We start from the raw sequence: 22,071 nt of genomic DNA, 5'->3' as shown, positions 1-22,071 counted from the left end.
CCGGGGGCTCGAAATATAAGCGCGTTGGATTTTGAGCATCGACGTTGCTTATATACACGTCCACCGCCCGCCGGCGGGCGAAAGTCTGGGCAGCCGCAACGCAGAGTGCCGGCGACCTGAATCTTTCAGTCAATCACCATCCAAGCAGGGGAAATCGCATGAACATGAATCGCCGCGAGATGCTGGCGCGCACCGCCGCGCTGGCCGGCGCCAGCGCCTTGGGTTTTCCGATGATCGGCCGCGCCGCCGCGTCCTACACCTACGGCGGCTCCGCCTGGCTGGGCCACTATTCGGCCTATATCGCCATGAAGACGGGCCTGTTCGCCAAGCAGGGCCTGGAAATCAAGTGGCAGAGCTTCGCCACCTCGTCCGACCGCATGAGCGCCGTGATGGCCGGCAACATCGACCTGGCCGGCACCGGCGTGGTGTCGTCCCTGGCCCTGATGGCGGCCGGCGCCCGCCAGTTCCAGGTGATCGCCACGCCCAACAACTTCGGCCGCGCCGAAGGCGTGCTGGTGCGCGAGGACGTCAAGTCCGTCGCCGACCTGAAGGGCAGGAAGATCGGCGTCACCTACGCGTCCAGCGCCCATGTGCTGCTGCTGGACGTGCTGCGCCAGGCCGGCATGGACCCGGACCGCGACGTGTCCATCATCAACCTGCCCGCCACCAACATCCTGTCGGCCTACCAGGGCAAGCAGATCGACGCGGCGGTCGCCTGGACGCCGGCGTTCGACCGTATCAAGGCCGTGCCGGGCACCCGCGTGCTGCTGGATGACACCGCGTTCTCGCTCTACAAGCAATACGCCATTACCCCCGGGCCGGACGTGCTGCTGACCCACGCCAAGCTGGGCAAGGACAACCCCGAGGCCGTGCGCAAGTTCCTGGCAGCGGTGTTCCAGGCCAATGCCCTGCTGACCGAGCAGCCCGATGAGGCCGCCGGCGTGCTGCTGGAGCTGACCGGCCTGTCGCGCGACGACCAGTTGAACGTCATCAAACAGACCCAGTGGTACAGCGCCGCCGACCAGAAGGCCCTGATGGTGGATCCGGGCAATTTCGTCAACGGCATGCAGAAGCTGGCCGAGATGCTGGTATCCCTGAAGCAGATCGACCGCGCGCCCACGGTCAAGGACTGGGTCCAGGCCTCGTACCTGTAAGCCCGGAGCCGCTGTCTTATGTCCACGCGTTCCGCTACCCGCGACACCACGCTGATCTGGGTCAGTGTGGTGTCCCTGCTGTGTTTCCTGTTGCTATGGGAAGGCCTGTGCCGCGCCGGCGCGGTCGATCCCATTTTCCTGCCGGCGCCGTCCCAGGTGCTGGCGCGCGCCCTATCGATGTCGGACCAGGGCACGTTGTTCTACAACGTGCTGGCCTCGACCCGGCGCGTGATGGTGGGTTTCCTGGCGGCCGTCATCGTGGCGATTCCGCTGGGCATCCTGCTAGGCACCTCGAAGGTGGCGCGCGCCGTCTTCGATCCCATCATCTCGTTCCTGCGTCCGCTGCCGTCCATGAGCTGGATTCCGCTGTCGCTGCTGTGGTTCGGCATCACCGAGACGCAGAAGTACAGCATCGTGTTCATGGGCTCGTTCGTTCCCGCCCTGCTCTATGTGATGGAGGCCTCGCGCAGCATCGACCCGGTGCTGGTGCGGGCCGCGCGCAACCTGGGCGCCAACCGCTGGCAGGTGATGCGCGAAGTGCTGTTCCCGGGCTGTCTGCCGCAGATCCTGTCCGGCATGAAGATCATCCTGGGCCTGTCCTGGACTTGCGTCATTTCGGCCGAGCTGGTCGCGTCCAAGGAAGGCCTGGGTTTCATGATCATGAACGGCAAGGAGTTCTTCCAGACCGACACCGTGGTGCTGGGCATGGTCCTGATCAGCTTCACCGTGCTGGTGACCGATCTGTGTTTGCGTCTACTTGAACGATGGGTACTGTCATGGCAACGATAAGCGACGATACGATGATCCGCCTGCGCGACGTGTCCAAGGCGTATGGCGACATCACCGTGCTGGACAAGGTGGACCTCGAGGTCAAGCGCGGCGAATTCCTGGTGCTGCTGGGCGCTTCAGGCTGCGGCAAATCCACCTTGCTGAACCTGATGGCCGGCTTCATCACCCCCAACACCGGCACGGTGGCCGTCAACGGCAAGCCGGTCACGGACGTCACCGCCGCCTGCGGCATGGTGTTCCAGCAGTACGCCCTGTTCCCCTGGCGCACGGTGCAGGAAAACGTGGAATTCGGCCTGAAGATGCGCGGCATGTCCCGGCAGGAACGCGCCCCCATCGCCCGCAAGTACATCGAGATGGTGGGCCTGAAGCAGGCGGCCGACAAGTACCCGCACGCGCTGTCCGGCGGCATGAAGCAGCGCGTGTCGATCGCGCGGGTGCTGGCCAACGACCCGGACGTGATGCTGTTCGACGAACCCTTCGCCGCCCTGGACGCCATGACCCGGCAGGTGCTGCAGGACCAGCTGCTGTCGATCTACGAGCAAAGCGGCAAGACGATCGTCTTCATCACGCACTCCATCGACGAAGCGTTGACGCTGTCCACCCGCATGGCGGTCATGGGCTCCAAGCCCGGGCGCATCGTGCAGGACATCCAGAACGACCTGCCCCACCCGCGCAGCGCCGACGTGCAGTTGTCGCCCCGCTTCGTCGAGCTCAAGCGCGCCATCTGGGAACGGGTGCAGGAAGAAGTGACGCGCAGCATGGAGCTGGCTGCGGACTGAACGGCGGGACCCGCGTAGCGCGCCGGTATCTCAGATATCTTCGGTGTACAGCTCGACCCGGATGTGGAAGTTCTCGATCCGCCCCCACTGCGAGCGCGACGAATAGAGGGTTTCCTCGGAGCCGAAACCGATCAGGTATTCGCGCCCCGTGCTCGGGTCGCGCCAGGATTGCGGCGCCGTCTGCCAGCCGCAGCACTGGAACCGCAGCGGCGCGATGCCGAATTTGCGCTGCAAATAGCTTTCCGCCTGGGCGGCCGACGCGCCGTCCAGGCGGTAGCGCGCCACCAGCGGCTTGCCCTGGGCGCGCAGTTCCAAGCGGCAGCCCTGGTATTCGATGAAATCGGGCTTGCCGCCCAAGGCTTCGAGGAAATCCTGGCAGCCGGGCGTGGGCGCGGCCTGGGCCTGCGCGTCCGATGACAGCAATAGGGCTGGCACTGATAAGACCGGCAGAGATAAGACCGACAGCGCCACCAGCGCGCCAGGCGATACCCGCAAGGCCAGTGGCAACAGCAGCGCGCGCAGCGGGCGCAACAGCAATGCGATCAAGGTATTCAAGGACGCCTCGACAGGAACGGGCCGCGGAAACTTGCCCTATCGCCAGATGGCGCCGCGGGCCGGCGCGCTAGGCGCGCGCCGCAACCGGATTCTGCCACGCCGCGGCGGCGCGGCCCTCTTCAGCCAGAAATTCCACCAACGCGGGCAGCGATGCGTCCATCGGCCGGTTGGCGTGGATGCGCATCACATAGCCCCACGAGCCCGCCATGCGCAGGCCCGGCGTCAATGCCACGAGGCGGCCGCTGGCCAGTTCCTCGTCGATCAGCGGCGCGCGGCCTAGCGCGATGCCCACGCCCGCCGCGGCGGCGGCCACCACGGTGCTCAGGCCGGACAGCACCAGCGGGTCCTGCCCGGCGCTGGCCGGCAGGCCCAGGCGCGGCCGCCAGGTGCGCCAGTCGGTTTCCGGGCTGTCGATGTGCTTTTCCTCGAGCCAGCGGTGCCGCGCGAAGACGCCGGGGTCGTCGCGGTCCTGCGGCGCCACCAGCGCCGGGCTGCACACCGGCACCACGGTCTCGGTCATCAGCGGGATGTCGCCGGGCGCGGCCAGGTGCGGGCCCAGGGCGCGCACATGCAGGAAGGCCAGGTCGATGTCCTGCGCCTTCCAGGCGGGGTCCTGGCTGGCGTGCAGGAACACCTGGATGTCGATATCCGGATGCAGTTCGATGAAGCGGCCGATGCGCGGCGCCAGCCACAACGCCGCCAGCGAGGGGTTGGCCGACACGTTCAGGTTGTAGCGGCGCTTGCCCCGCGCGCTGGCCCGGGCATTGCGGCAGGCGGTCTCGAGCAGGGTCAAGGCCTGTTGTACCGACGCCAGCAGCGCGGCGCCGGCTTCGGTGGTTTCCGCGCGACGCACCGTGCCGCCCCGCCGCAGCAGGCTGACGCCCAGGTCCGCCTCCAGCGCCCGCAACTGGTGGCTGACGGCGCTTTTGGTGACGTGCAGCTCGATCGCGGCGCGGCTCAGGCTGCCCAGGCGGGCAACGGCTTCGAAGGCACGCAACGCGGCCAGCGGCGGTGTATGGGTGGGCAGATCGGACATAGGGTTGAGTTTATCTCAACCCATGATTGAATAACTATCGCTTTCGCGCCGGCGGCGGATGCGTAACCATGCAAGCTCTGTTGGGAGCATTGATATGTATTTCGATTCCAGGCTTTGGCGTTTGACCGAAGGGCTGCGCGCCGCCATGGCGGGCGGCATCCTGCTGGGCCTTTTGGCACTGGCCGCGGGCATCGCCCGCTACGTTTTCCTGGGCCAGTTGCTGGCGCGCGTGTTCGACGGCGCGCCCTGGCAGAACTGGCTCGCGCCCGCCGTCTGCGTCGGCGCCATGGTGCTGCTGCGCGCCCTGTTCGATCACCTGCGCACCGTGCAGGCCAACCGCTGTTCGGCCGACGTACAGCAGGCGCTGCGCGCCCGGCTGTACGACCGCCTGGTCGCGCTGGGGCCCGCCTGGTTCGCCAACCAGCGCACCGGCGGCGTCATGCTGACGGTCGTGGACGGCGTGGAACAGCTGCAGACCTTCTTCGGCCAATACCTGCCGCAGGTCGCCATCGCGGCCGTCGCGCCGTTCGCCATCTTCGCCGTGATCGCCTTCTGGGACGTGCCTACCGCGCTGGTGTTCCTGGTGGCCGCGCTGTTCGCGCTGTTCGGCCCGATGTCGGTGCACATGCTGGACCGCCGCGCCAGCCTGGCGCGCACCCGTTCGCTGAATGAATTCGGCGAGGAATTCCTGGACGCCGTGCAGGGCCTGCCCACGCTGAAGTCCTATGGCCAGGGCAAAGCCTGGGGCGAACGCCTGGCCGCCCGCGCCCGCAAGCTCTCGGACAATACCTTCTGGGTGCTGTCGATCAGCCTGCTGACGCGCGGCATCAGCGACCTGGGCGTGGCCCTGGGCGCCGCGCTGGCGCTGACGGTAGGCGCCTGGCGCGTGGCCGCCGGCGATATGAGCGTCGAAGCCCTCTTGATCGTGCTGATGGCCGGCACCGAAATCTTCCGCCCGCTGCGCGACCTGCGCTCGGTCCTGCACCGCGGCATGCTGGGCCAATCCGCCGCGCTCAGCATCCACGCGCTGATGGATGCCCGCCCGCAAACCGCCGCACCCGACGTGCCCGCGGGCGCCGTCCCGTCGCACCTGGCCCCCACCATCGAATTCGACGACGTCGCCTTCTCGTACACCCCGGAACGCCGCGCCCACCAGGGCCTGTCGCTGCGCATCGCGGCCGGCGAGCGCGTCGGCATCGTGGGCCCCAGCGGCGCCGGCAAGTCCACCATCGTGCGCCTGCTGCTGCGCGAATGCGTGCCGCAATCCGGAACCATCCGCGTCGGCGGCCACGACGTCAACCAGCTGGACACCCAGACACTGCTTGGCCAGATGGCCCTGGTCAGCCAGGACATCACGCTGTTCCACGGCACCATCGATGACAATCTGCGGCTGGGCCGGCCCGACGCCAGCCACGAACAGGTGCGCGCCGCTGCCCGCGCCGCCAACATCGATGACTTCATCATGGCGTTGCCGCAGGGTTACGCCACCCGCATCGGCGAACGCGGCCTGCAGCTGTCGGGCGGCCAGCGCCAGCGCGTGGCCATCGCCCGCGCTTTGCTGCGCGATGCGCCCATCCTGATCCTGGACGAGGCCCTGTCGTCGGTCGACACCGAAAACGAAGCCTTGATCCAGCAAGCGCTGGACCGCCTGATGGCCGGCCGTACCACCCTGATCCTGGCGCACCGCCTGGCCAGCGTCATCGGCGCCGACCGCTGCCTGGTGCTGGACCAGGGCCGCGTGGTGGAACAGGGCACGCACGCCGACCTGATGCAACAGCAAGGCCTGTACTACCGCCTGATGCATGAGCAAGCGGTGGCCCTGGCCGCGCCCGCAGCGGCCACGCCGGTTGCCGAGCCGCTGCGCGCCGGCCCCGACAGTGCGCCCGCCGACGCCGGCCAGGACAGCAGCGGCCAAGGCCCCGCCCTGCGCCCGCTGGATGCCGACGCCGATCAGGTTGGCTGGCGCGCCACGCTGGGCACCCTGCTGTCCGTCGTGCGCCCCTGGCGCGGCACCCTGATCGCCACCATCCTGCTGGGCGTGGCGCGCGTGGCCGCCTTCATCGGCGTGGGCGTGCTCAGCGCTCTGGTCGTAGCCGCCATCCGCGATGGCCGCGACACCTCGTCATTGATCATCGGCCTGCTCATCGCCGCGCCGCTGGCCGCGCTGTTCCACTGGCTCGAATCCTGGCTGGCCCACGCCATGGCCTACCAGTTGCTGGCCGACATGCGCGTCAAGCTCTACGACAAGCTGGAACGGCTGGCGCCCGCCTATCTGCTGCAACGCCGCTCGGGCGACCTGGTCGCGCTGGCCACGCAAGACGTCGAGATGGTCGAGTACTTCTACGCCCACACCATCGCGCCTGCCATCGTCTCGGTGCTGGTGCCCCTGTCGGTACTGGGCTTTCTGGCCGTCTACAGCTGGCCCGTCGCCCTGGCCCTGCTGCCCTTCCTGGCCTACGCCCTGATCTCGCCCATCAGCGGCCGCCGCAAGGTCGACGCCCTGGGCGACCGCGCCCGCCACGCGCTCGGTGAAATGAGCGCCCACACCACCGACACCATCCAGGGGCTGGCCGACCTGACCGCCTTCCAGGCCACCGGCCGCCGCCGCGCCGAATTCCTCAAGGTCGCGGACCAGTACCGCGGCCGCCGCCTGGACATCCTGCGCGACCTCTCGCGCCAGACCGCGTGGTTCGAAGTGGCCATGGGCCTGGGCGGCCTGGCGGTCGCCGTCGTCGGCGCCCTGCAGGTCTCGGCCGGCACCCTGTCCGCCAGCATGCTGCCGCTGCTGGTGCTGATCGCGCTGGCCACTTTCCTGCCCGTCTCGGAGATCTCGCAGGTCAGCCGCCAGTTGGCCGACACCATCGCCGCCACCCGCCGCCTGCACGTCGTCAACAACGAGCCCGAGCCCGTCACCGACGGCCCCCTGCCCCCGCCGGTCGCGCCGCACGGCCTGTCACTGGCCTTCGACCACGTCTACTTCGCCTATCCCGGCAAGCAGCAAGACACCCTGCGCGACCTGTCCTTCACCGCCCCCGCCGGCGCCACCATCGCCGTCGTCGGCGCCTCCGGCGCCGGCAAAAGCACCGTCGCCAGCCTGCTGCTGCGCTTCTGGGACCCGCGCCAGGGCACCGTCAAACTCGACGGCGTCGACGTGCGCCAGCTGCAGCTGGACGGTCTGCGCGAACGCGTCGCCCTGGTGACGCAAGACACCTACCTGTTCAACGACACCCTGGAAGGCAACATCCGCCTGGCTCGCCCCGACGCCAGCCGCGAAGACCTTGCCCGCGCCCTGGAGCAAGCCGCGCTCACGCCCTTCGTCGCCACCTTGCCCGACGGCCTGGCCACCCGTGTCGGCGAACGCGGCATGCAACTGTCCGGCGGCCAACGCCAACGCATCTCCATCGCCCGCGCCTTCCTCAAAAACGCCCCCGTCCTGATCCTGGACGAAGCTACCTCCCACCTGGACACCCTGTCCGAAATGCAGGTCCGCGGCGCCCTGGACATCCTGATGCGCCACCGCACCACTCTCGTCATCGCCCACCGCCTCTCCACCATCCGCGACGCCGACCTGATCCTGGTCCTGGAAAACGGCACCCTGGCCGAAGCCGGCACCCACGACCAACTGCTGCGCAAACAAGGCGCCTACGCCAAACTCGCCAGCCACCAGGGCGCCTACGCCCAGGACCGCAACACCGGCAACACGGCGTCGATACCGACCTGACCCACCACGTCAACAACCCAGGCGTCGCGGCCAACTACCCCCGCGACGCCCCCCAACGCCCGCCAATAAGGCACTACGCGAGCCCGTCGCCGCCGCGGCGGGCGTCACCAGTACGCCCCCCCCTGCAAGCCGAGACACAACACAATCGTTAGAAAAACCCCACAAGCCCTCAAGCACCCAGTTGATTCCCCTACACCAAATCGATAGAATCATCAATCCGGGCCTACGCCCATGTTTTTCCCTTCACCTACACCTGGGAGGCGCAAGATGATGAATCCGCATACCGCCATCCCGCGCGTATCTCCGCGACGCCATTAAGTAGTCGTCGCCCGCGCGGACCCATCGCCATGCTATTTGGCGACTGGTCCTCCGTGCCCGCTCCAACCCCCTGAACGCAATGCCCGCGCCTGACGGCGCAGGTCGTATCACCCCCTTTCCCACAAGGAATCCGGCATCCCCGCGTTGCCGGCCAATCGCAATGAATCGAACAAAAATCGATCTGCGAGGACAAGCCTTCAAGGACGTCCTCGGCTTTACTTTCCGCTATTGGCGCGCCCAACCCTGCCGCACCGCCGTCATCGTCGGCCTGGCATTGCTGTCCGCGCTGGCCGACGTGCTGACCCCGCTGTATGCGGGCCGGCTGGTCGACGCGGTCGCCTCCGGCGCCGCCGCCGACGAGATGATCTGGGGCGCGGCCATCACCTCGTTCTGGCTGCTGATCGCCTTGGGCATCGGCGGCACGCTGCTGCGCCAGGGCGTGTTCCAGAACATCATCACCTTCACGCTGAAAATGATGAATGAGATGGTGTCCAACGCCTTCTACCGCGTGCAGCGCTTTTCCACCGACTGGCATGCCAACAGCTTCGCCGGTTCCACGGTGCGCAAGATCACGCGCGGCATGTGGGCGGTGGACGTCCTGAACGACACGCTGCTGGTGGCCTTGCTGCCGTCCATCGTCATGCTGGTCGGCGCCACCGCGTTGCTGGGCGTGCACTGGCCGATCATGGGGTTGGTGGTGGGCCTGGGCTCGGTGCTGTACATCGCCGTCACCGCGGCGCTGTCGCTGGGTTATGTCGCGCCGGCCGCTCGGCTGGGCAACGCCTGGGACACCCGCATGGGCGGCGCCCTGGCCGACGCGGTCAGCTGCAACCCGGTCGTGAAGGCCTTCGGCGCCGAAACGCGCGAAGAAGCCCGCCTGGGCCGCGTGGTCGACAAGTGGCGCCGCCGCACGCGCCGCACCTGGGTCCGCGCCACCATCAACGGCGGGGTCCAGGGCGCGATGCTGGTGGCCATGCAAGCCGGCATCCTGGGCGCGTCGCTGTTCCTGTGGTCGCGCAACCAGGCAAGCGTCGGTGACATCACCTTCGCACTGACGATGTTCTTCATGTTGCAGGGCCACCTGCGCGACGTGGGCATGCACATCCGCAACCTGCAGCGCTCGGTCAACGACATGGAAGAACTGGTGGCGATGGCCAAGCACCCCTTGGGCGTGGACGACCGTCCCGGCGCGGGCGAGATCCGCATCGGCGCCGGTGAAATCCGCTTCGAGGACGTCACGTTTCGCTACGGCAGGCACGACACGGCGCTGTACGACCATTTCTCGGCGCGCATCGCGCCGGGAGAGCGGGTCGGGCTGGTCGGGCATTCCGGCTCGGGCAAGACCACGTTCATCAAACTGATCCAGCGTTTGTACGACGTGAATGGCGGCCACATCACCATCGACGGGCAGGACATCGCCCAGGTGAAGCAAGCGTCGTTGCGCAGCCAGATCGCGATCGTGCAGCAGGAGCCGGTGCTGTTTCACCGCACGCTGGCCGAGAACATCGCCTACGCCCGTCCCGGCGCGACGCAGGCCGATATCGAGCAGGCCGCGCGGCTGGCCAGTGCGCATGACTTCATCATGGCGCTGCCCAAGGGCTATGAAACGCTGGTAGGCGAGCGCGGCGTGAAGCTGTCGGGCGGCGAACGCCAGCGCGTGGCGATCGCCCGGGCGTTCCTGGCGGACGCGCCCATCCTGATCCTGGACGAGGCCACTTCCAGCCTGGACAGCGAAAGCGAAGTGCTGATCCAGCAGGCCATGGAACGCCTGATGGAAGGCCGCACGACGCTGGTGGTCGCGCACCGCCTGTCCACGGTGCGCGCGCTGGATCGCCTGCTGGTGATGGACCATGGCCGCATCATCGAAGAAGGCAGCCATGACCAGCTGATCCGTTTGAAGGGCGGCCTGTACCGGCGCCTGTTCGAGCGCCAGGCCCTGGAACTGACCAAGGGCCTGACGCAGGCGGAAATGCTGGCCGACGGCGCCCAGCCCAAGCCCCCGCGCACGGACGGCGAGGACGAAGACCAGGACGAAACGTCCTTCGCCTTCGGCAAGTAGTGAAACGGGCCTGACATTGTCAGGCCCGTTTTTTTGGGTCCGGGCGGCGCGCAGCCTTCCCCGCTAGCGGCTCAACGTCAAGCGCAAGCCGAACCCGATCAACGCTGTGCCGAACACCGCGCCCTGCCACTTGCGCATGCGCGGCCGGGCAGCCAGCCAGCGGCCCAGCGCGCCGCCGGCCAGCGCGCACAGCACATCGAACGTCAGCCCCAGGCTGACCAGGATCACGCCCAGCACCGCGAACTGCTGGCCGATGGGCCCTTGCGCGGGCGACACGAATTGCGGCAACAGCACCGAGCAGAACAGCAACGCCTTGGGGTTGAGCACATTGGTCAGTACGCCGCTCAGCAACGCCGCGCCCAGGCCCTTGCCGCGCGCGGCCGCCTGCGCCTCGGCGGCGACGTCATACGACAGGGGCCCGGCGCGCAGCAGGCGCACGCCCAGCCAGACCAGGTAGCAGCCGCCCACGGTGCGCGCCGCATCGAAGGCCCAGGGGTGCGTCTTGAACAGCGCCGCCAACCCCAATGCGGCCAGCGTCACATGGGCGGCGCGGGCAATCGCCAGGCCCAGCGCCACGGCCAGCGCCGGCGCACGGCCGCGCAGCGCGCCGGTTTCGAGCAGCAGGATCATGTCGGGTCCCGGCACCACATAGACAATCAATAACGCCCCGAGAAACAACGCCATATCGGCCATGACCGCCCTCCCCGCACCCTGTTGACGAGCGGTCATTCTAGGGAAAAGGCGCCAGCATGTGCTTGCTATTCCTGCCACCATGATTATCATGATTGGCATACTGAACCAATTATCTAACCGATATCTTTATTCCATGCCAAAACGAGAATTGGACGCCTACGACCGGCGCATTCTGGAAGCCCTGCAGAAGAACGGCCGCCTGACCAATGTCGAACTGGCCGAGCAGATCGGCCTGTCGCCGTCGCCTTGCCTGCGGCGGGTGCGGCTAATGGAAGAAGCCGGCGTGATCCAGGGCTACGAGGCGCGGCTGGCGCCGGACGAGGTCGGCCTGGGCCTGACCGTGTTCGTCGGCGTCAAGGTCGAACGCCACCATGAGCGCGACGCCGCCCAGTTCCGCAAGGAGGTCAGCGCCCTGCCGGAAGTCGTGGCCGCCCACCTGGTGTCGGGAGAATCCGATTTCCTGTTGCAGGTGGTGGTGCCGGACCTGCGCGCCTATGAGACCTTTCTGCTGGGCACCTTGCTGAAACTGACCGGCGTGAAGGACATTCGCAGCAACTTCGCGATTCAGACCGTCAAGCCGCAAAGCCCGCTGCCACTGGATCACTTGGGGCGGTAGGCGTTCGACCTGGGCTGCCTGCCCGCCCCGTTCCGCTGCCGCATGCCACGGCTAGTCCCGCGGCATCGCCGCCGCGGCCCGCTCGACCGCCGCGCGGCGCGACTCGAAGCGCGCTTGCGACAGATCCAGGTAGCGTTGCACGATGGCGGATTCCGACGTCTTGGGCGTGCCGCCCGGAAACGGCGGCTTAGGGTCGTATTCGATCTGCAACTGGATCCGCTTGGCCACGTCGTCGCCGCACAGCGTGGCAACGACCAGCAAGGCCATGTCGATGCCCGACGTGACGCCGCCGGCGGTGAAAAATTTGCCGTCCACGCAGAGGCGCTCATCGGCAGGGATGGCGCCGAAATACGACAGCAGTTCGCGTGCGCGCCAATGGCTGGAAGCGCGCCTGCCGCGCAACAGGCCCGCCGCGCCCAGCAGCAGCGACCCGGTGCAAATACCGAACACGTGGCTTGCGGCCAGCCCCTGGCGACGCGTGAAGGCTACCCAGTCCGGATCAACAATGGCATCATCCGTGCCCGGTCCGCCCGGCACCACCAGCAGGTCGCACGGCGGCGCCGAGTCCAGCGCCTGGGTCGGCACGAAACGCAGGCCCCGATCGCTGCGCACCGGCGCGGTCGTTTTTGCGACAAAATCCACGGTAACGTCGGGCGCAGCGGCCAGCACCTCGTAAGGCCCCGTCATATCCAGCTGGGTCAGCCCTTCGAACAAGAGAATATTCACATGCATGACGATGCTCCTTTGCACAATGAAAATGCCAGCGTAGGCGGACGCGCCGGCGAGCGGGCGCCAAATGCGGCCGCGATCGCGCCAAAACACATTGTCTTCCTGCTGTACGACGGTTTCCAGCCGCTGGACCTGGCCGGGCCCTGGCAGGCCTTCAGTGCCGCCAACGAGGAAGGCGGCGCGAACTACCGGCTGACCACCGTGGCGGCCGCGCCCGTGGTCGCCACCTGGGAACAGGGCCTGCGCATGCAGGTGGACGCCACCCTTGGCCAGGACGACGACACGCCGATCGACATGCTGTTCGTGCCGGGCGGCCCCGGCATCGACCAGGCCAGCGCCCATGGCGAAACCCTGGCCTGGTTACGCCGCCGCAGCCCGCAGGCGCGCCGCACCTGCAGCGTCTGCACCGGCGCCTTTCTGCTGGCCACGGCCGGCCTGCTGGACGGCCGCCGCGTGACGACGCACTGGCGCTCGGCCGACCGGCTGCGCCAGCTGCACCCGGGACTGCGGGTGGAAGACGATCGCATCTATATCGAAAGCGGCGCGATCTGGACATCGGCGGGCGTGACGGCGGGCATCGACCTGGCGCTGGCCCTGATCGAACGCGACGTCGGCCCGCAAGTGGCGCAGGACGTGGCGCGCCGCCTGGTGGTGTTCATGCGCAGGAACGGCGACCAGCGCCAGTACAGCCAGTCGCTGCGGCTGCAGGACCGCATGGCCGCGCCGTTTCGCGATCTGGTGGAAAAGATCGAGGCCAGCTTGTCGGCGCGCTGGTCGGTGGACGACATGGCGGACGCCTGCCATATGTCGCGCCGCACCTTCCAGCGCAAATTCGCGGCGCATTTCGGCGTGACGCCGGCCGAAGTGCTGCGCCGGCTGCGGCAGGAACGCGCCGGAATGCTGCAGGCCTCGGGCAAGGTGTCCGGCAAGACGCTGCGGCACATCGTCGGCCAAAACCGCCCCGCTGCCTGAGGCCCGGCCGGACAGCCCCCGCGTGTCAAGCCAGCATGATCTCGACACGCTCGCTATTGCGCCCCGGGTTCTTGCGCTTGAGCGCGAGGCCTCCGACCTCGCCCGTGGTCCGCGGATGGGTGCCGCCGCAAGCCATTCTGGCGAAGCCGTCGACCTCCCAATAGCGGCGCTCGGCGGCCAGGTCGCTGAACGCCGTGACGATGGGATGGTCGCCGTCGATCCACGCCTGCGCCTCGCGCGCGATGCCGGCCAGTTGCGGCGCCAGGCTCTGTTCATGGGTGAAATCGATCCGCGCCTTGGCCGGTGCGATATGCGCGCCGGTGCGCAGGATGCCCGGACAATGCCGGTAGATCAGTTGCAGCACCATCTCGGCCGCGAAATGCAGCCGCATCAGCCGGTAGCGGCGCTCCCAGTCGATGCGCGTCGTCACCGCGTCGCCCGCTTGCAGCGCGTGACCGGCGGGCAAGGTGTACACGATCTCCAGGCCGCGCTTGGCGGCCTGCAGCACGGGATAACCGCCGATCGTGCCGGCATCGCTTTCCTGGCCGCCGGAGAATGCGAACAGGATCGTCTGGTCCAGCAGCACCTGGGCGCCGTCCACGTGCGCGACGCGGGCCTCGAGCGTCGTCAGATAAGGGTCCTGCCAGAAGATCTTGCGGGTCATGGCGGCGGCGCCAGGCGGGAGATGCTCGCATCATAACGACGGCGCGCGTGGCCGCACCGGTACACTTTGCCGGGTTGCGGCCCGGTACAGCCAGTATCATCAGGCTGTTCCATCGCCCCCCTTTCTCGCGCCCAAGCCATGACCGAACGAATCACGCGTTCCCCTTGCCCCGAGTGCGGACAACCCCAAGTCGTGAGCGCACAGGGCATGAGCCTGATCGCGCGCTGCCCGGCCTGCGGCTGGATGGTGGCCACCACCAACCCCGATCATCCCTTCCACGACCGCACGCCCTATACGCTGCGGGTCGCGCCCGGCGGCCTGGGCACGGCCATCGCCATCGCCCGCTTGTCGGCCGCATTGGGAACCGGCGTCAAGCACGCCCGCGACCTGGTCGCGCAACACCAGCCTGTGGCGGAAAACATCCTGGCGCATGAGGTCATCCGACTGCACCAAATGCTGTCGCAACAGGGGCTGCAGGTCACGATCACGCCGGACTTCCCGTGGCCGCTGGATGGCCGCAGCGTCGTCGACTGACCCGGCTGACCCGGCGGCGCGCGCCTGCCGGCGGCGGCCCCCGCCATGGCATGCCGGGGCCGCCGCCGTCTCCTACCCTGCCAGCCCCACCGACATCCCGCCGCACACGTACAGCACCTGCCCGGTCATGAAGCCGGCGCGCGAGTCGAGAAACCCGGCCACCGCATGCGCCACGTCTTCCGGCCGGCCGATCCGCCCGACCGGAATCGACGCTTCCAGCGCCACGGTCTTGGGCTCGCCCGGCGGGTTGGACTGGTCGAACAGTTCCGTGGCGATCGGCCCGGGCGCCACGGCGTTGACCGTGATGCCGGCCTTGCCCAGCTCCAGCGCCCAGGTGCGCGTCATGCCGACCAGGCCCGACTTGGTGGCGCCGTAGACGCTGCGGCCCGGCTTGCCCAGGGCTGCCCGGCTGCCGATGTTGACCACCCGCCCGTAGCCCGCCTGCCGCATGCCGGGCAACAGCGCCTGCATCAGCAGGAGCGGCGCGGTCAGGTTCAGCGCCACGGTGCGCGCCAGGTCTTCCTGAGTGACGGCGTCGATGTCGGCCACCTGGATCATGCCGGCGTTGTTGACCAGGTGCAGCACGGGCCGCTTTGCGACCAGCGCGGTGGCCGCGGCGACGGTGGCCGACGCGTCGCCCAGGTCCACGGACTGGAAGATTTCGCCAGGCAGCGCCTCGTCGGGCGGGCGGCGGCTGAAGTTGACGACGTCAAAGCCGTCCTGCAGCAGGCGCGCGACGATGGCGCGGCCAATGCCCCGGCTGCCGCCGGTGACCAATGCGATAGGGGCAGTCATTGCGCGGTGATTCCTTTGTCTTTGATGAGGCCGCCCCACTTCTTGCGTTCGTCGCGCTCGAAGGCGGCCAGGTCGGGGCCGAACAGCGTACCGGGTTTGGCGCCCATGGTGGCGAAATTGGTCGCGATGGCCGGCGTGGCCAGGCCGGCGCGGGCCGCCTCGATCAATTGCTTGACCACCGGCTCGGGCGTGCCGCGCGGCGCGTACAGCGCGAACCAGGCGGTGACGTCGAACCCCGGCAGGCCGGATTCGGCGACCGTGGGCAGATTCGGCAGCGACGGATCGCGCGTGGCCGAGGTGACGGCCACGCCGCGCACCAGGTTGCCGTCCTTGATCTGCGCCAGCGCGCCCGGCAGGTTGTCGAACAGCAGGTCGACCTGCCCGCCCGCCACCGCCGGCAGCGACGCCGACGTGCCCTTGAACGGCACGTGCAGCATGGTCACGCCGGCCATGGCCTCGAAGTAGGCGCCGGTCAGGTGCACCGACGAGCCGATGCCCGGCGAGGCATAAGTCAGCTTCTTGTCCTTGGACTGCCTGGCCGCCTGGATCACGTCGGCCACCGTCTTGTAGGGCGACTTGGCGCCGACGGCGATGACGTTGGGCGTGGTCGACACCAGCGCGATCGGCACCAGGTCGCGCGCGGGATCGAACGTCATGTTGGCGTACAGGAACTGGTTGATGGTCTGCGTGCCGATGGTGCCCAGGCCCAGGGTGTAGCCGTCGGCCTTGGCGCGGGCCACATAGGCCATGCCGATATTGCCGCCCGCGCCGGGCTTGTTCTCGACCAGCACGGTCTGCTTCAGCCCAGGCTGCAAGGCATTGGCGATGGCGCGGCCAAAGATGTCGGCGCCGCCGCCCGGTGGATACGGCACGACCACGGTGACGGGATGTTCCGGGTAACCGGCGGCGTGCGCCGCCGAGCCAACCAGCGCCGACAGGGCGGCCGCGGCCAGCGCGCGGCGCCCGGCACGGCCATGCAGGGATTGCGTCATGGATCTGTCTCCTCGCGAATCCGCTTGAATCGCGGATTTCTTTTGGGTCCGCCGGCGGCGGATCACCCTCTGTTGTCGCTCGCCGGTCATGGCGGCCTGGGCCGTTTCAACCGGCGGCACTACCTATAGTACGTAAATACGTACTATATTCACAAGCACACGAAAAACAGACCGGAGACAAGCCCATGAAACGCTGGACGCAACGGCCCGAAGGATCCACCTGGGGCGATTTCGGCCCCGACGACGAACTCGGCCGCCTGAACCTGCTGACCGAGGAAAAAGTGCTGCAGGCCGTGCGCGAGGTGCGCACGGGCAAAGTGTTCTGCCTATCGCTGCCGCTGGACCTGCCGGGCGGCAACGTGCTGAACCCGCGCCGCCACGCGCCGGTGCTCAAGCCCACGTTCCGCGATGGCGCGCCCTACCTGAACTTCGCCATGTCGCGCCTGCAGCCCGAGGCCGTGGACGTGCTGTCGGACGACCAGGTCACGCTCAGCATGCAGTACTCGACCCAATGGGATGGCCTGTGCCACGTGGGCGCGCAGTTCGATATCCAGGGCGACGGCCAGGCGCGCCGCGTCTACTACAACGGCTACGCGGCCGGCGTGGACGTGTTCGGCGGCGACGATGCCGACGCCTGCTGCCCGCCGGGCGGCTCGTACGCGCGCAGGCTCAGTGTCAGCCGCTACGCCGAAAAAGGCATGCAGGGCCGCGGCGTGCTGGTCGACCTGGCGCGTGCCTTCGGCCCCGGCCGCACGCTGGTGGGCCATACCCAGCTGCAGGCCGCGATGCGTGAACAGAAGGTCGTGGTGGAGCCCGGCGACATGCTGGTGCTGCGCACGGGCTTCGCCGAAACGCTGGTGGAAATGAACGGCCAGCCTGACCCTCACAAGCTGGAACAGACCGGCGCGGTGCTGGACGGAGCCGACCCGGCGCTGCTGGGCTGGATCACCGACAGCGGCCTCGCGGCGATCTGCGCCGACAACTACGCGGTGGAATCGTATCCGGCGCGCACCTCGGGCCCCGGCCATTCGATCCTGCCGCTGCACCATCACTGCCTGTTCAAGCTAGGCGTGCCGCTGGCCGAGCTGTGGTACCTGAAGGCGCTGGCCGACTGGCTGCACGCGCAGGGCCGCAACCGCTTCCTGCTGACCGCCCCGCCCCTGCGCATGCCCGGCGCGGTGGGCTCGCCCGTGACCCCGATCGCCACCGTATAAACCATGACGCCGCAAGCCTCCACGTTTTCCCAGCACCTGGACACCCTGGCCGCCAGCCATCCCGATCAGCCCGCCCTGATCGACCGCGACCAGCCCATCAGCCACGCGCAACTGCGGACACGCAGCCGCGCCTTGGCCGCGGGCCTGGCGCGCGCCGGCGTGCAGCCCGGCGACCGCGTGGCCGTGTGGCTGCCCAACTGCGCCGCCTGGGTCGAGTCGTTCCTGGCCGCCGCCCACCTGGGTGCGCTGGTGCTGGCCGTCAACACGCGCTTTCGCGCGCTGGAAGTCGCCGACATCCTGGGCCGCGGCCGCGCCGACTGGCTGGTGTTCTGGCCCGGCTTCAAGGGCATCGATTTCCAGGGCATCCTGAACGATGTCGCCCCGGAACACCTGGCGCGCCTGCGGGGCATCGTGGCCGTGGCGGAAACGGACGAGGCCGTGCCAGCGACCGTGCGCGACCGGCCCGTGCACCGCTACGCCGATCTGCGGGCCGGCGCCGACGCTCCGCCCGCGGCCCAGCCCAATGCCGGCGTGCTGTGCTTCACCACGTCCGGCACCACCTCGCAGCCCAAATTCGTGCTGCACGACCAGGCGACGCTGCTGCGCCATGGCGCGGCGGTGGCGCAGGCCTTTGGCTACGACGCGCGCACCCGGGTGCTGGCCAGCGCGCCGTTCTGCGGCGCGTTCGGCTTTGCCACGCTGGCGGGCGGTCTGGCGCAGGGCGCGCCGGTGGTCTGCGCGCCGGTGTTCGACGCCGCCGAATCCGCCGCGGCGGTGCAGCGCCACCAGGTGACCCACACCTATGCCAACAACGAGGCGCTGGTCGCCATGATGCGCGCGGCCCAGCCGGGCGGCTTCGCGTCGGCGCAACTGTTCGGCTTTGCCAGCTTCACGCCGGCGCTGGACCACATGCTGGATCTGGCGCGCGAGGCCGGCGTGCCGCTGACGGGTCTGTATGGCTCCAGCGAGCTGATCGCGCTGGTCGCCGGCCAGCCGCGCGTAGCGGCCAGCGGTGATGTGTCGGCGCGCCACCTGCCCGGCGGCACCCTGGTCTACCCCGACGCCCGGGTACGGGCCCGCGACCCGGCCAGCGGCGCGGTGCTGCCGCATGGCGAATCGGGCGAACTGGAAATCCTGTCGCCCAGCCTGATGCAGGGCTACCTGGACAATCCCGACGCCACCCGCCGTGCCTGCACGGAGGATGGCTATTTCAAGACCGGCGACCTGGGCTACACGCTGAACCCGCGCCAGTTCGTGTTCCAGACCCGCATGGGCGATTCGCTGCGGCTGTCCGGCTTTCTGGTGAACCCGGTCGAAATCGAACAAGTGGTGGAAACGCTGCCCGGCGTGCGCGCCTGCCAGGTGGTGGGCGCCACGCGCGGCGGCAAGACGGTGCCCTACGCCTTCGTGCTGCTGCAACACGGCGCGCACGCCGACCCGGCCGGCTGGACGGCTGCCTGCAAGCAGGCAATGGCCGGCTTCAAGGTCCCCGCCGGATTCACCGTGCTGGACGCGTTTCCGTCGGTAGAAAGCGCCAATTCGGTCAAAATCCAGAAACACCGGCTGCGCGACATGGCAGACGCCCTGCTCGCCGCCCCCAACCCTTCCTGACCGCACCGACCATGCCCGCGCGCAAGCTTTTCTCGCACAGCCCCCAGCCTCTTTATCTGCAGGCGGCCGCGCTGTTTCGCAGCCACATCCAGAACCGCACCTGGCGGCCGGGCCAGCAGATCCCGCCCCTGGAATCGCTCATGGATACCTACGGCATTTCGCGGGCAACCATCCGCCAGGCGTTCGGGCTGCTGGAACAGGACGGCCTGATCCGGCGCTCGCGCGGGTCGGGCACCTTCGTCAATGCCGCCTTGCCGGAAACGCCGACACTGCTGATTCCCAAGACCTGGGCCGAAACGGTGGAACTGAGCAACCAGCTGGGTACCGTATCGCTGGTGGAATCCAGCGCCGATTCGCCGCTGCCCGACACCCTGGGCATGCCCTGCGAGGCGCAACGCGGCGGCAGTTTCCAGTACCTGCGGCGGGTCCACACCACCGACGCCGGCCCCTTCTGCTACAGCGAGGTGTTCCTGGAAAGCAGCCTGTTTCGCAAGCACCGCGCCCGCATCCAGAAAAGCACCGTGGCGCCGGTGCTGGACCAGTTCTACGGCGCGCGCATCAGCGAGGCGCGCCAAGTGCTGAACGTGATCGAGGCCGGCCAGGAATCGGCCGAATCGCTGCAGATTCCGGTGTCCTCGCCCGTGGCCGAGCTGCGCCGCTACGCCTGCATCGACGGCCGCGTGGTGTATTTCGCGCGGCTGGAATTCCCGTTCCGTAAGGTGCGCATGGAGTTCGATCTGCTGAGCCAACGCTAGCCGCGCCAGCCTCATCCCCTAGAAAAGCGCGGGCCCTGGCCCCAAGCGCCCGCAGTCCCTTGCAAGCATCCGGCATAACCATAAATGGAGACAACCATGACCCGACCCATGCCCCGGATTTGCCCGCAGCAACGCAGCACGCTTTCCCGCAACCCATCCCCCCGCCCGCGCCTGGCCGCCCTGACGGCCGCCTTGGCGTTGGCCGGCGCCGCATTCACGGCCACCGCCTCGGCCCAGACCGCGCCCGCCATTTCAGACGACATCGTCCGGCTGGGCCTGATCCTGGACATGAGCGGCGTCTACGCCGACGTGACCGGCAAGGGCAGCGCCACGGCCGCGCAGATGGCCATCGATGATTTCGGCGGCACGGTGCTGGGCAAGAAAATCGATCTGCTGGTGGCCGACCACCAGAACAAGGCCGACATCGCCGCCGCCCGCGCGCGCGAGTGGTACGACACGCAGAAAGTGGACGCCGTGATGGACGTGGCCGGCTCCGCCCCGGCGCTGGCCGTGCTGGAAGTGGCGCGCGAGAAAAAGAAGATCGTGGTCTTCAGCGGCCCCGGCACCGAGCGCATCTCCAACGACCTGTGCTCGCCCTATTCGGTGCACTACACCTACGACACCTGGTCGCTGGCCAACACCACCGCCCGCGCCGTCGTCGACCGCGGCGGCAAGAGCTGGTACTTCCTGACGGCCGACTACGCCTTCGGCCACACCCTGCAAGCGTCCGCCACCGAAGTGGTCAAGGCCCGCGGCGGCACCGTGCTGGGCGCCGCGCGCCACCCGCTGGGGTCCAGCGACTTCGCCTCATACCTGTTGCAGGCGCAGTCCAGCCGCGCGCAGGTCGTGGGGCTGGCCAATGCCGGCGGCGACACGGTCAACGCCATCAAGGCGGCCAGCGAGTTCGGCCTGACCCAGGGCGGGCAGAAGATGGCCGGCCTGCTGCTGTACATCAACGACATCCACGCCATCGGCCTGGAAGCGGCCAGCGGCTTGATGCTGACCGAGGCCTTCTACTGGGACATGAACGACCAGACCCGCGCCTGGTCGCAGCGCTACTACGACAAATTGAAGAAAATGCCCAACATGAGCCAGGCGGGCACCTATTCGTCGGTGATGCACTACCTGAAAGCGGTACAGGCCGCCGGCACCGACGCGCCGGATGCCGTGATGAAGCAGATGAAGGCCATGCCCATCAATGACTTCTTCGCCACCAACGGCCGCATCCGCGAAGACGGCCGCATGGTGCACGACATGTACCTGTTCGAAGTGAAAAAGCCGTCTGAATCCAAACGTCCCTGGGACTACTACAACCTGGTGGCCACGGTGCCGGGCGACGAGGCCTTCATGCCGCTGTCCAAGTCCACCTGCCCGCTGGTCAAGACAGCGGCGAAATAAAAAGGGTGCAACGCCCTGGCCCGCGCCGGCCAGGGCGGCCGCATGCGCCGCAGTCCGCAGCCGCTGCGGACTGCGGCAGGCCGTCACACCGGCGCGGCCACCGCCTCTTCCAGCATGTCCAGCCGGTCCTGCCCCCAGAACAGCTCGCCGCGATACACGTACGACGGCGACCCGAACACCCCGGCCGCGACCGCGGCGTCCGTATTCTGGCGGTAGATCCGCTCGGCGTCGGGCCGCTCGGCCGCCGCCAGCAAGGCGTCGGCGTCCAGCCCTTGCCCAGCCACGATGGCGTGCAGCGTGGCCGGCGACGAGACGTCCTGCTCGTCGCACCACTGCGCCTTCAGGATGGCCTTGTACAGCGCCGCCACCGGCAGGCCGGCACTGTCAGCCGCGATGACGATGCGCGAGGCCAGCCCCGCGTCCGGGCACATGAAGGCCGGCGTGGGATTGACGGGGATGCCCAGCTTGCGGCACCAGCGCGCCAGTTCCGCCACGCGGTAGGCCTGGCGCTCGGGCGCGCGCTGGCTGAGCAGCACGCCGCCGGTGCGCGAATACACATTGGGCAGGTCCACCGGCAGGTAGCGGATGCGCGCCTGGTGGCGGGTTGCCAGGGCTTCGAGACGGTCGGCGCCCAGATAGGCCCAGTCGGAATTCAACCAGAAGTAATAGTCGATCGTTTTCATGTCG

The 22,071-nt window shown here is 68.4% G+C and carries 20 protein-coding genes; 12 read left to right on the top strand and 8 right to left on the bottom strand.

Annotation, left to right across the window (positions count from 1 at the left end; all coding sequences use genetic code 11):
- Positions 1–158 precede the first annotated feature (158 nt).
- Genes A9974_RS03785 through A9974_RS03775 form a run of 3 tightly spaced genes read left to right on the top strand, consistent with a single transcriptional unit; the run spans position 159 to position 2,722 of the window.
- Positions 159–1,154, top strand: coding sequence for an aliphatic sulfonate ABC transporter substrate-binding protein (locus tag A9974_RS03785; RefSeq protein ID WP_183002824.1), 996 nt, complete (start codon positions 159–161; stop codon positions 1,152–1,154).
- Between the two features lie 18 nt (positions 1,155–1,172).
- Entirely contained in the window at positions 1,173–1,943 is a 771-nt protein-coding gene (locus tag A9974_RS03780; RefSeq protein WP_183002823.1) for an ABC transporter permease, read from the top strand.
- Positions 1,931–2,722, top strand: a complete 792-nt coding sequence (locus A9974_RS03775) for an ABC transporter ATP-binding protein (protein WP_183002822.1) — start codon at positions 1,931–1,933, stop codon at positions 2,720–2,722. Before A9974_RS03780 ends, A9974_RS03775 begins: the two co-directional genes overlap by 13 nt.
- A gap of 30 nt (positions 2,723–2,752) precedes the next feature.
- Here A9974_RS03775 and A9974_RS03770 read toward each other — a convergent pair whose 3' ends face one another.
- Positions 2,753–3,277, bottom strand: coding sequence for a DUF4952 domain-containing protein (locus A9974_RS03770; RefSeq protein ID WP_220805831.1), 525 nt, complete (start codon positions 3,275–3,277; stop codon positions 2,753–2,755).
- Between the two features lie 67 nt (positions 3,278–3,344).
- The gene (locus A9974_RS03765) at positions 3,345–4,313 is read right to left on the bottom strand and encodes a LysR substrate-binding domain-containing protein (RefSeq protein ID WP_183002821.1); all 969 of its coding nucleotides are present in this window, start codon (positions 4,311–4,313) and stop codon (positions 3,345–3,347) included.
- Positions 4,314–4,407: 94 nt separating this feature from the next.
- Between A9974_RS03765 and A9974_RS03760 the strand changes: the two genes are divergently transcribed.
- The gene (locus tag A9974_RS03760) at positions 4,408–8,034 is read left to right on the top strand and encodes an ABC transporter ATP-binding protein (protein ID WP_183002820.1); all 3,627 of its coding nucleotides are present in this window, start codon (positions 4,408–4,410) and stop codon (positions 8,032–8,034) included.
- A 478-nt stretch (positions 8,035–8,512) separates the two neighbouring features.
- The gene (locus tag A9974_RS03755; RefSeq protein ID WP_183002819.1) at positions 8,513–10,411 is read left to right on the top strand and encodes an ABC transporter ATP-binding protein; all 1,899 of its coding nucleotides are present in this window, start codon (positions 8,513–8,515) and stop codon (positions 10,409–10,411) included.
- A 63-nt stretch (positions 10,412–10,474) separates the two neighbouring features.
- On the opposite strand, the gene A9974_RS03750 is transcribed toward A9974_RS03755, so the two are convergent.
- Positions 10,475–11,104, bottom strand: a complete 630-nt coding sequence (locus tag A9974_RS03750) for a LysE family translocator (RefSeq protein WP_183002818.1) — start codon at positions 11,102–11,104, stop codon at positions 10,475–10,477.
- Positions 11,105–11,237: 133 nt separating this feature from the next.
- Between A9974_RS03750 and A9974_RS03745 the strand changes: the two genes are divergently transcribed.
- Complete coding sequence (locus A9974_RS03745; protein WP_183002817.1) at positions 11,238–11,720, top strand: Lrp/AsnC family transcriptional regulator; 483 nt, start codon at positions 11,238–11,240, stop codon at positions 11,718–11,720.
- Positions 11,721–11,771: 51 nt separating this feature from the next.
- Here A9974_RS03745 and A9974_RS03740 read toward each other — a convergent pair whose 3' ends face one another.
- Positions 11,772–12,452, bottom strand: coding sequence for a DJ-1/PfpI family protein (locus tag A9974_RS03740; protein ID WP_183002816.1), 681 nt, complete (start codon positions 12,450–12,452; stop codon positions 11,772–11,774).
- On the opposite strand from A9974_RS03740, the gene A9974_RS03735 reads away from it, so the two are divergent.
- The gene (locus A9974_RS03735; protein WP_183002815.1) at positions 12,447–13,421 is read left to right on the top strand and encodes a GlxA family transcriptional regulator; all 975 of its coding nucleotides are present in this window, start codon (positions 12,447–12,449) and stop codon (positions 13,419–13,421) included. The genes A9974_RS03740 and A9974_RS03735 overlap by 6 nt on opposite strands.
- Before the next feature lie 25 nt (positions 13,422–13,446).
- Here A9974_RS03735 and A9974_RS03730 read toward each other — a convergent pair whose 3' ends face one another.
- Complete coding sequence (locus A9974_RS03730) at positions 13,447–14,085, bottom strand: alanyl-tRNA editing protein (protein WP_183002814.1); 639 nt, start codon at positions 14,083–14,085, stop codon at positions 13,447–13,449.
- Between the two features lie 138 nt (positions 14,086–14,223).
- Between A9974_RS03730 and A9974_RS03725 the strand changes: the two genes are divergently transcribed.
- The gene (locus A9974_RS03725; protein ID WP_183002813.1) at positions 14,224–14,619 is read left to right on the top strand and encodes a hypothetical protein; all 396 of its coding nucleotides are present in this window, start codon (positions 14,224–14,226) and stop codon (positions 14,617–14,619) included.
- A 72-nt stretch (positions 14,620–14,691) separates the two neighbouring features.
- Here A9974_RS03725 and A9974_RS03720 read toward each other — a convergent pair whose 3' ends face one another.
- Both A9974_RS03720 and A9974_RS03715 read right to left on the bottom strand, forming a co-directional pair.
- Entirely contained in the window at positions 14,692–15,414 is a 723-nt protein-coding gene (locus A9974_RS03720) for an SDR family oxidoreductase (RefSeq protein ID WP_183002812.1), read from the bottom strand.
- The gene (locus tag A9974_RS03715; RefSeq protein ID WP_183002811.1) at positions 15,411–16,406 is read right to left on the bottom strand and encodes a tripartite tricarboxylate transporter substrate binding protein; all 996 of its coding nucleotides are present in this window, start codon (positions 16,404–16,406) and stop codon (positions 15,411–15,413) included. Before A9974_RS03715 ends, A9974_RS03720 begins: the two co-directional genes overlap by 4 nt.
- A 185-nt stretch (positions 16,407–16,591) precedes the next feature.
- Here A9974_RS03715 and A9974_RS03710 point away from each other — a divergent pair, with 185 nt between their 5' ends.
- From A9974_RS03710 to A9974_RS03695, 4 genes are all read left to right on the top strand, one after another.
- Complete coding sequence (locus A9974_RS03710) at positions 16,592–17,620, top strand: cyclase family protein (protein WP_183002810.1); 1,029 nt, start codon at positions 16,592–16,594, stop codon at positions 17,618–17,620.
- A 3-nt stretch (positions 17,621–17,623) separates the two neighbouring features.
- Positions 17,624–19,231: an AMP-binding protein gene (locus A9974_RS03705; protein WP_183002809.1), complete on the top strand. Its 1,608-nt coding sequence runs from the start codon at positions 17,624–17,626 to the stop codon at positions 19,229–19,231.
- 11 nt (positions 19,232–19,242) lie between these two features.
- Complete coding sequence (locus A9974_RS03700) at positions 19,243–19,986, top strand: GntR family transcriptional regulator (protein WP_183002808.1); 744 nt, start codon at positions 19,243–19,245, stop codon at positions 19,984–19,986.
- 108 nt (positions 19,987–20,094) lie between these two features.
- On the top strand, positions 20,095–21,384 hold the full coding sequence (locus A9974_RS03695) for an ABC transporter substrate-binding protein (RefSeq protein WP_370539576.1): 1,290 nt from the start codon (positions 20,095–20,097) through the stop codon (positions 21,382–21,384).
- 83 nt (positions 21,385–21,467) lie between these two features.
- On the opposite strand, the gene A9974_RS03690 is transcribed toward A9974_RS03695, so the two are convergent.
- Complete coding sequence (locus A9974_RS03690) at positions 21,468–22,067, bottom strand: 2-hydroxychromene-2-carboxylate isomerase (RefSeq protein WP_183002806.1); 600 nt, start codon at positions 22,065–22,067, stop codon at positions 21,468–21,470.
- Positions 22,068–22,071: the final 4 nt, after the last annotated feature.

It is taken from the genome of Achromobacter sp. UMC71 (assembly GCF_014170305.1).
Classification (GTDB): domain Bacteria; phylum Pseudomonadota; class Gammaproteobacteria; order Burkholderiales; family Burkholderiaceae_B; genus Achromobacter.
The sequence above is the reverse complement of the archived record's forward strand: the minus strand, read 5'-3'. Positions and strand labels throughout refer to the sequence as shown.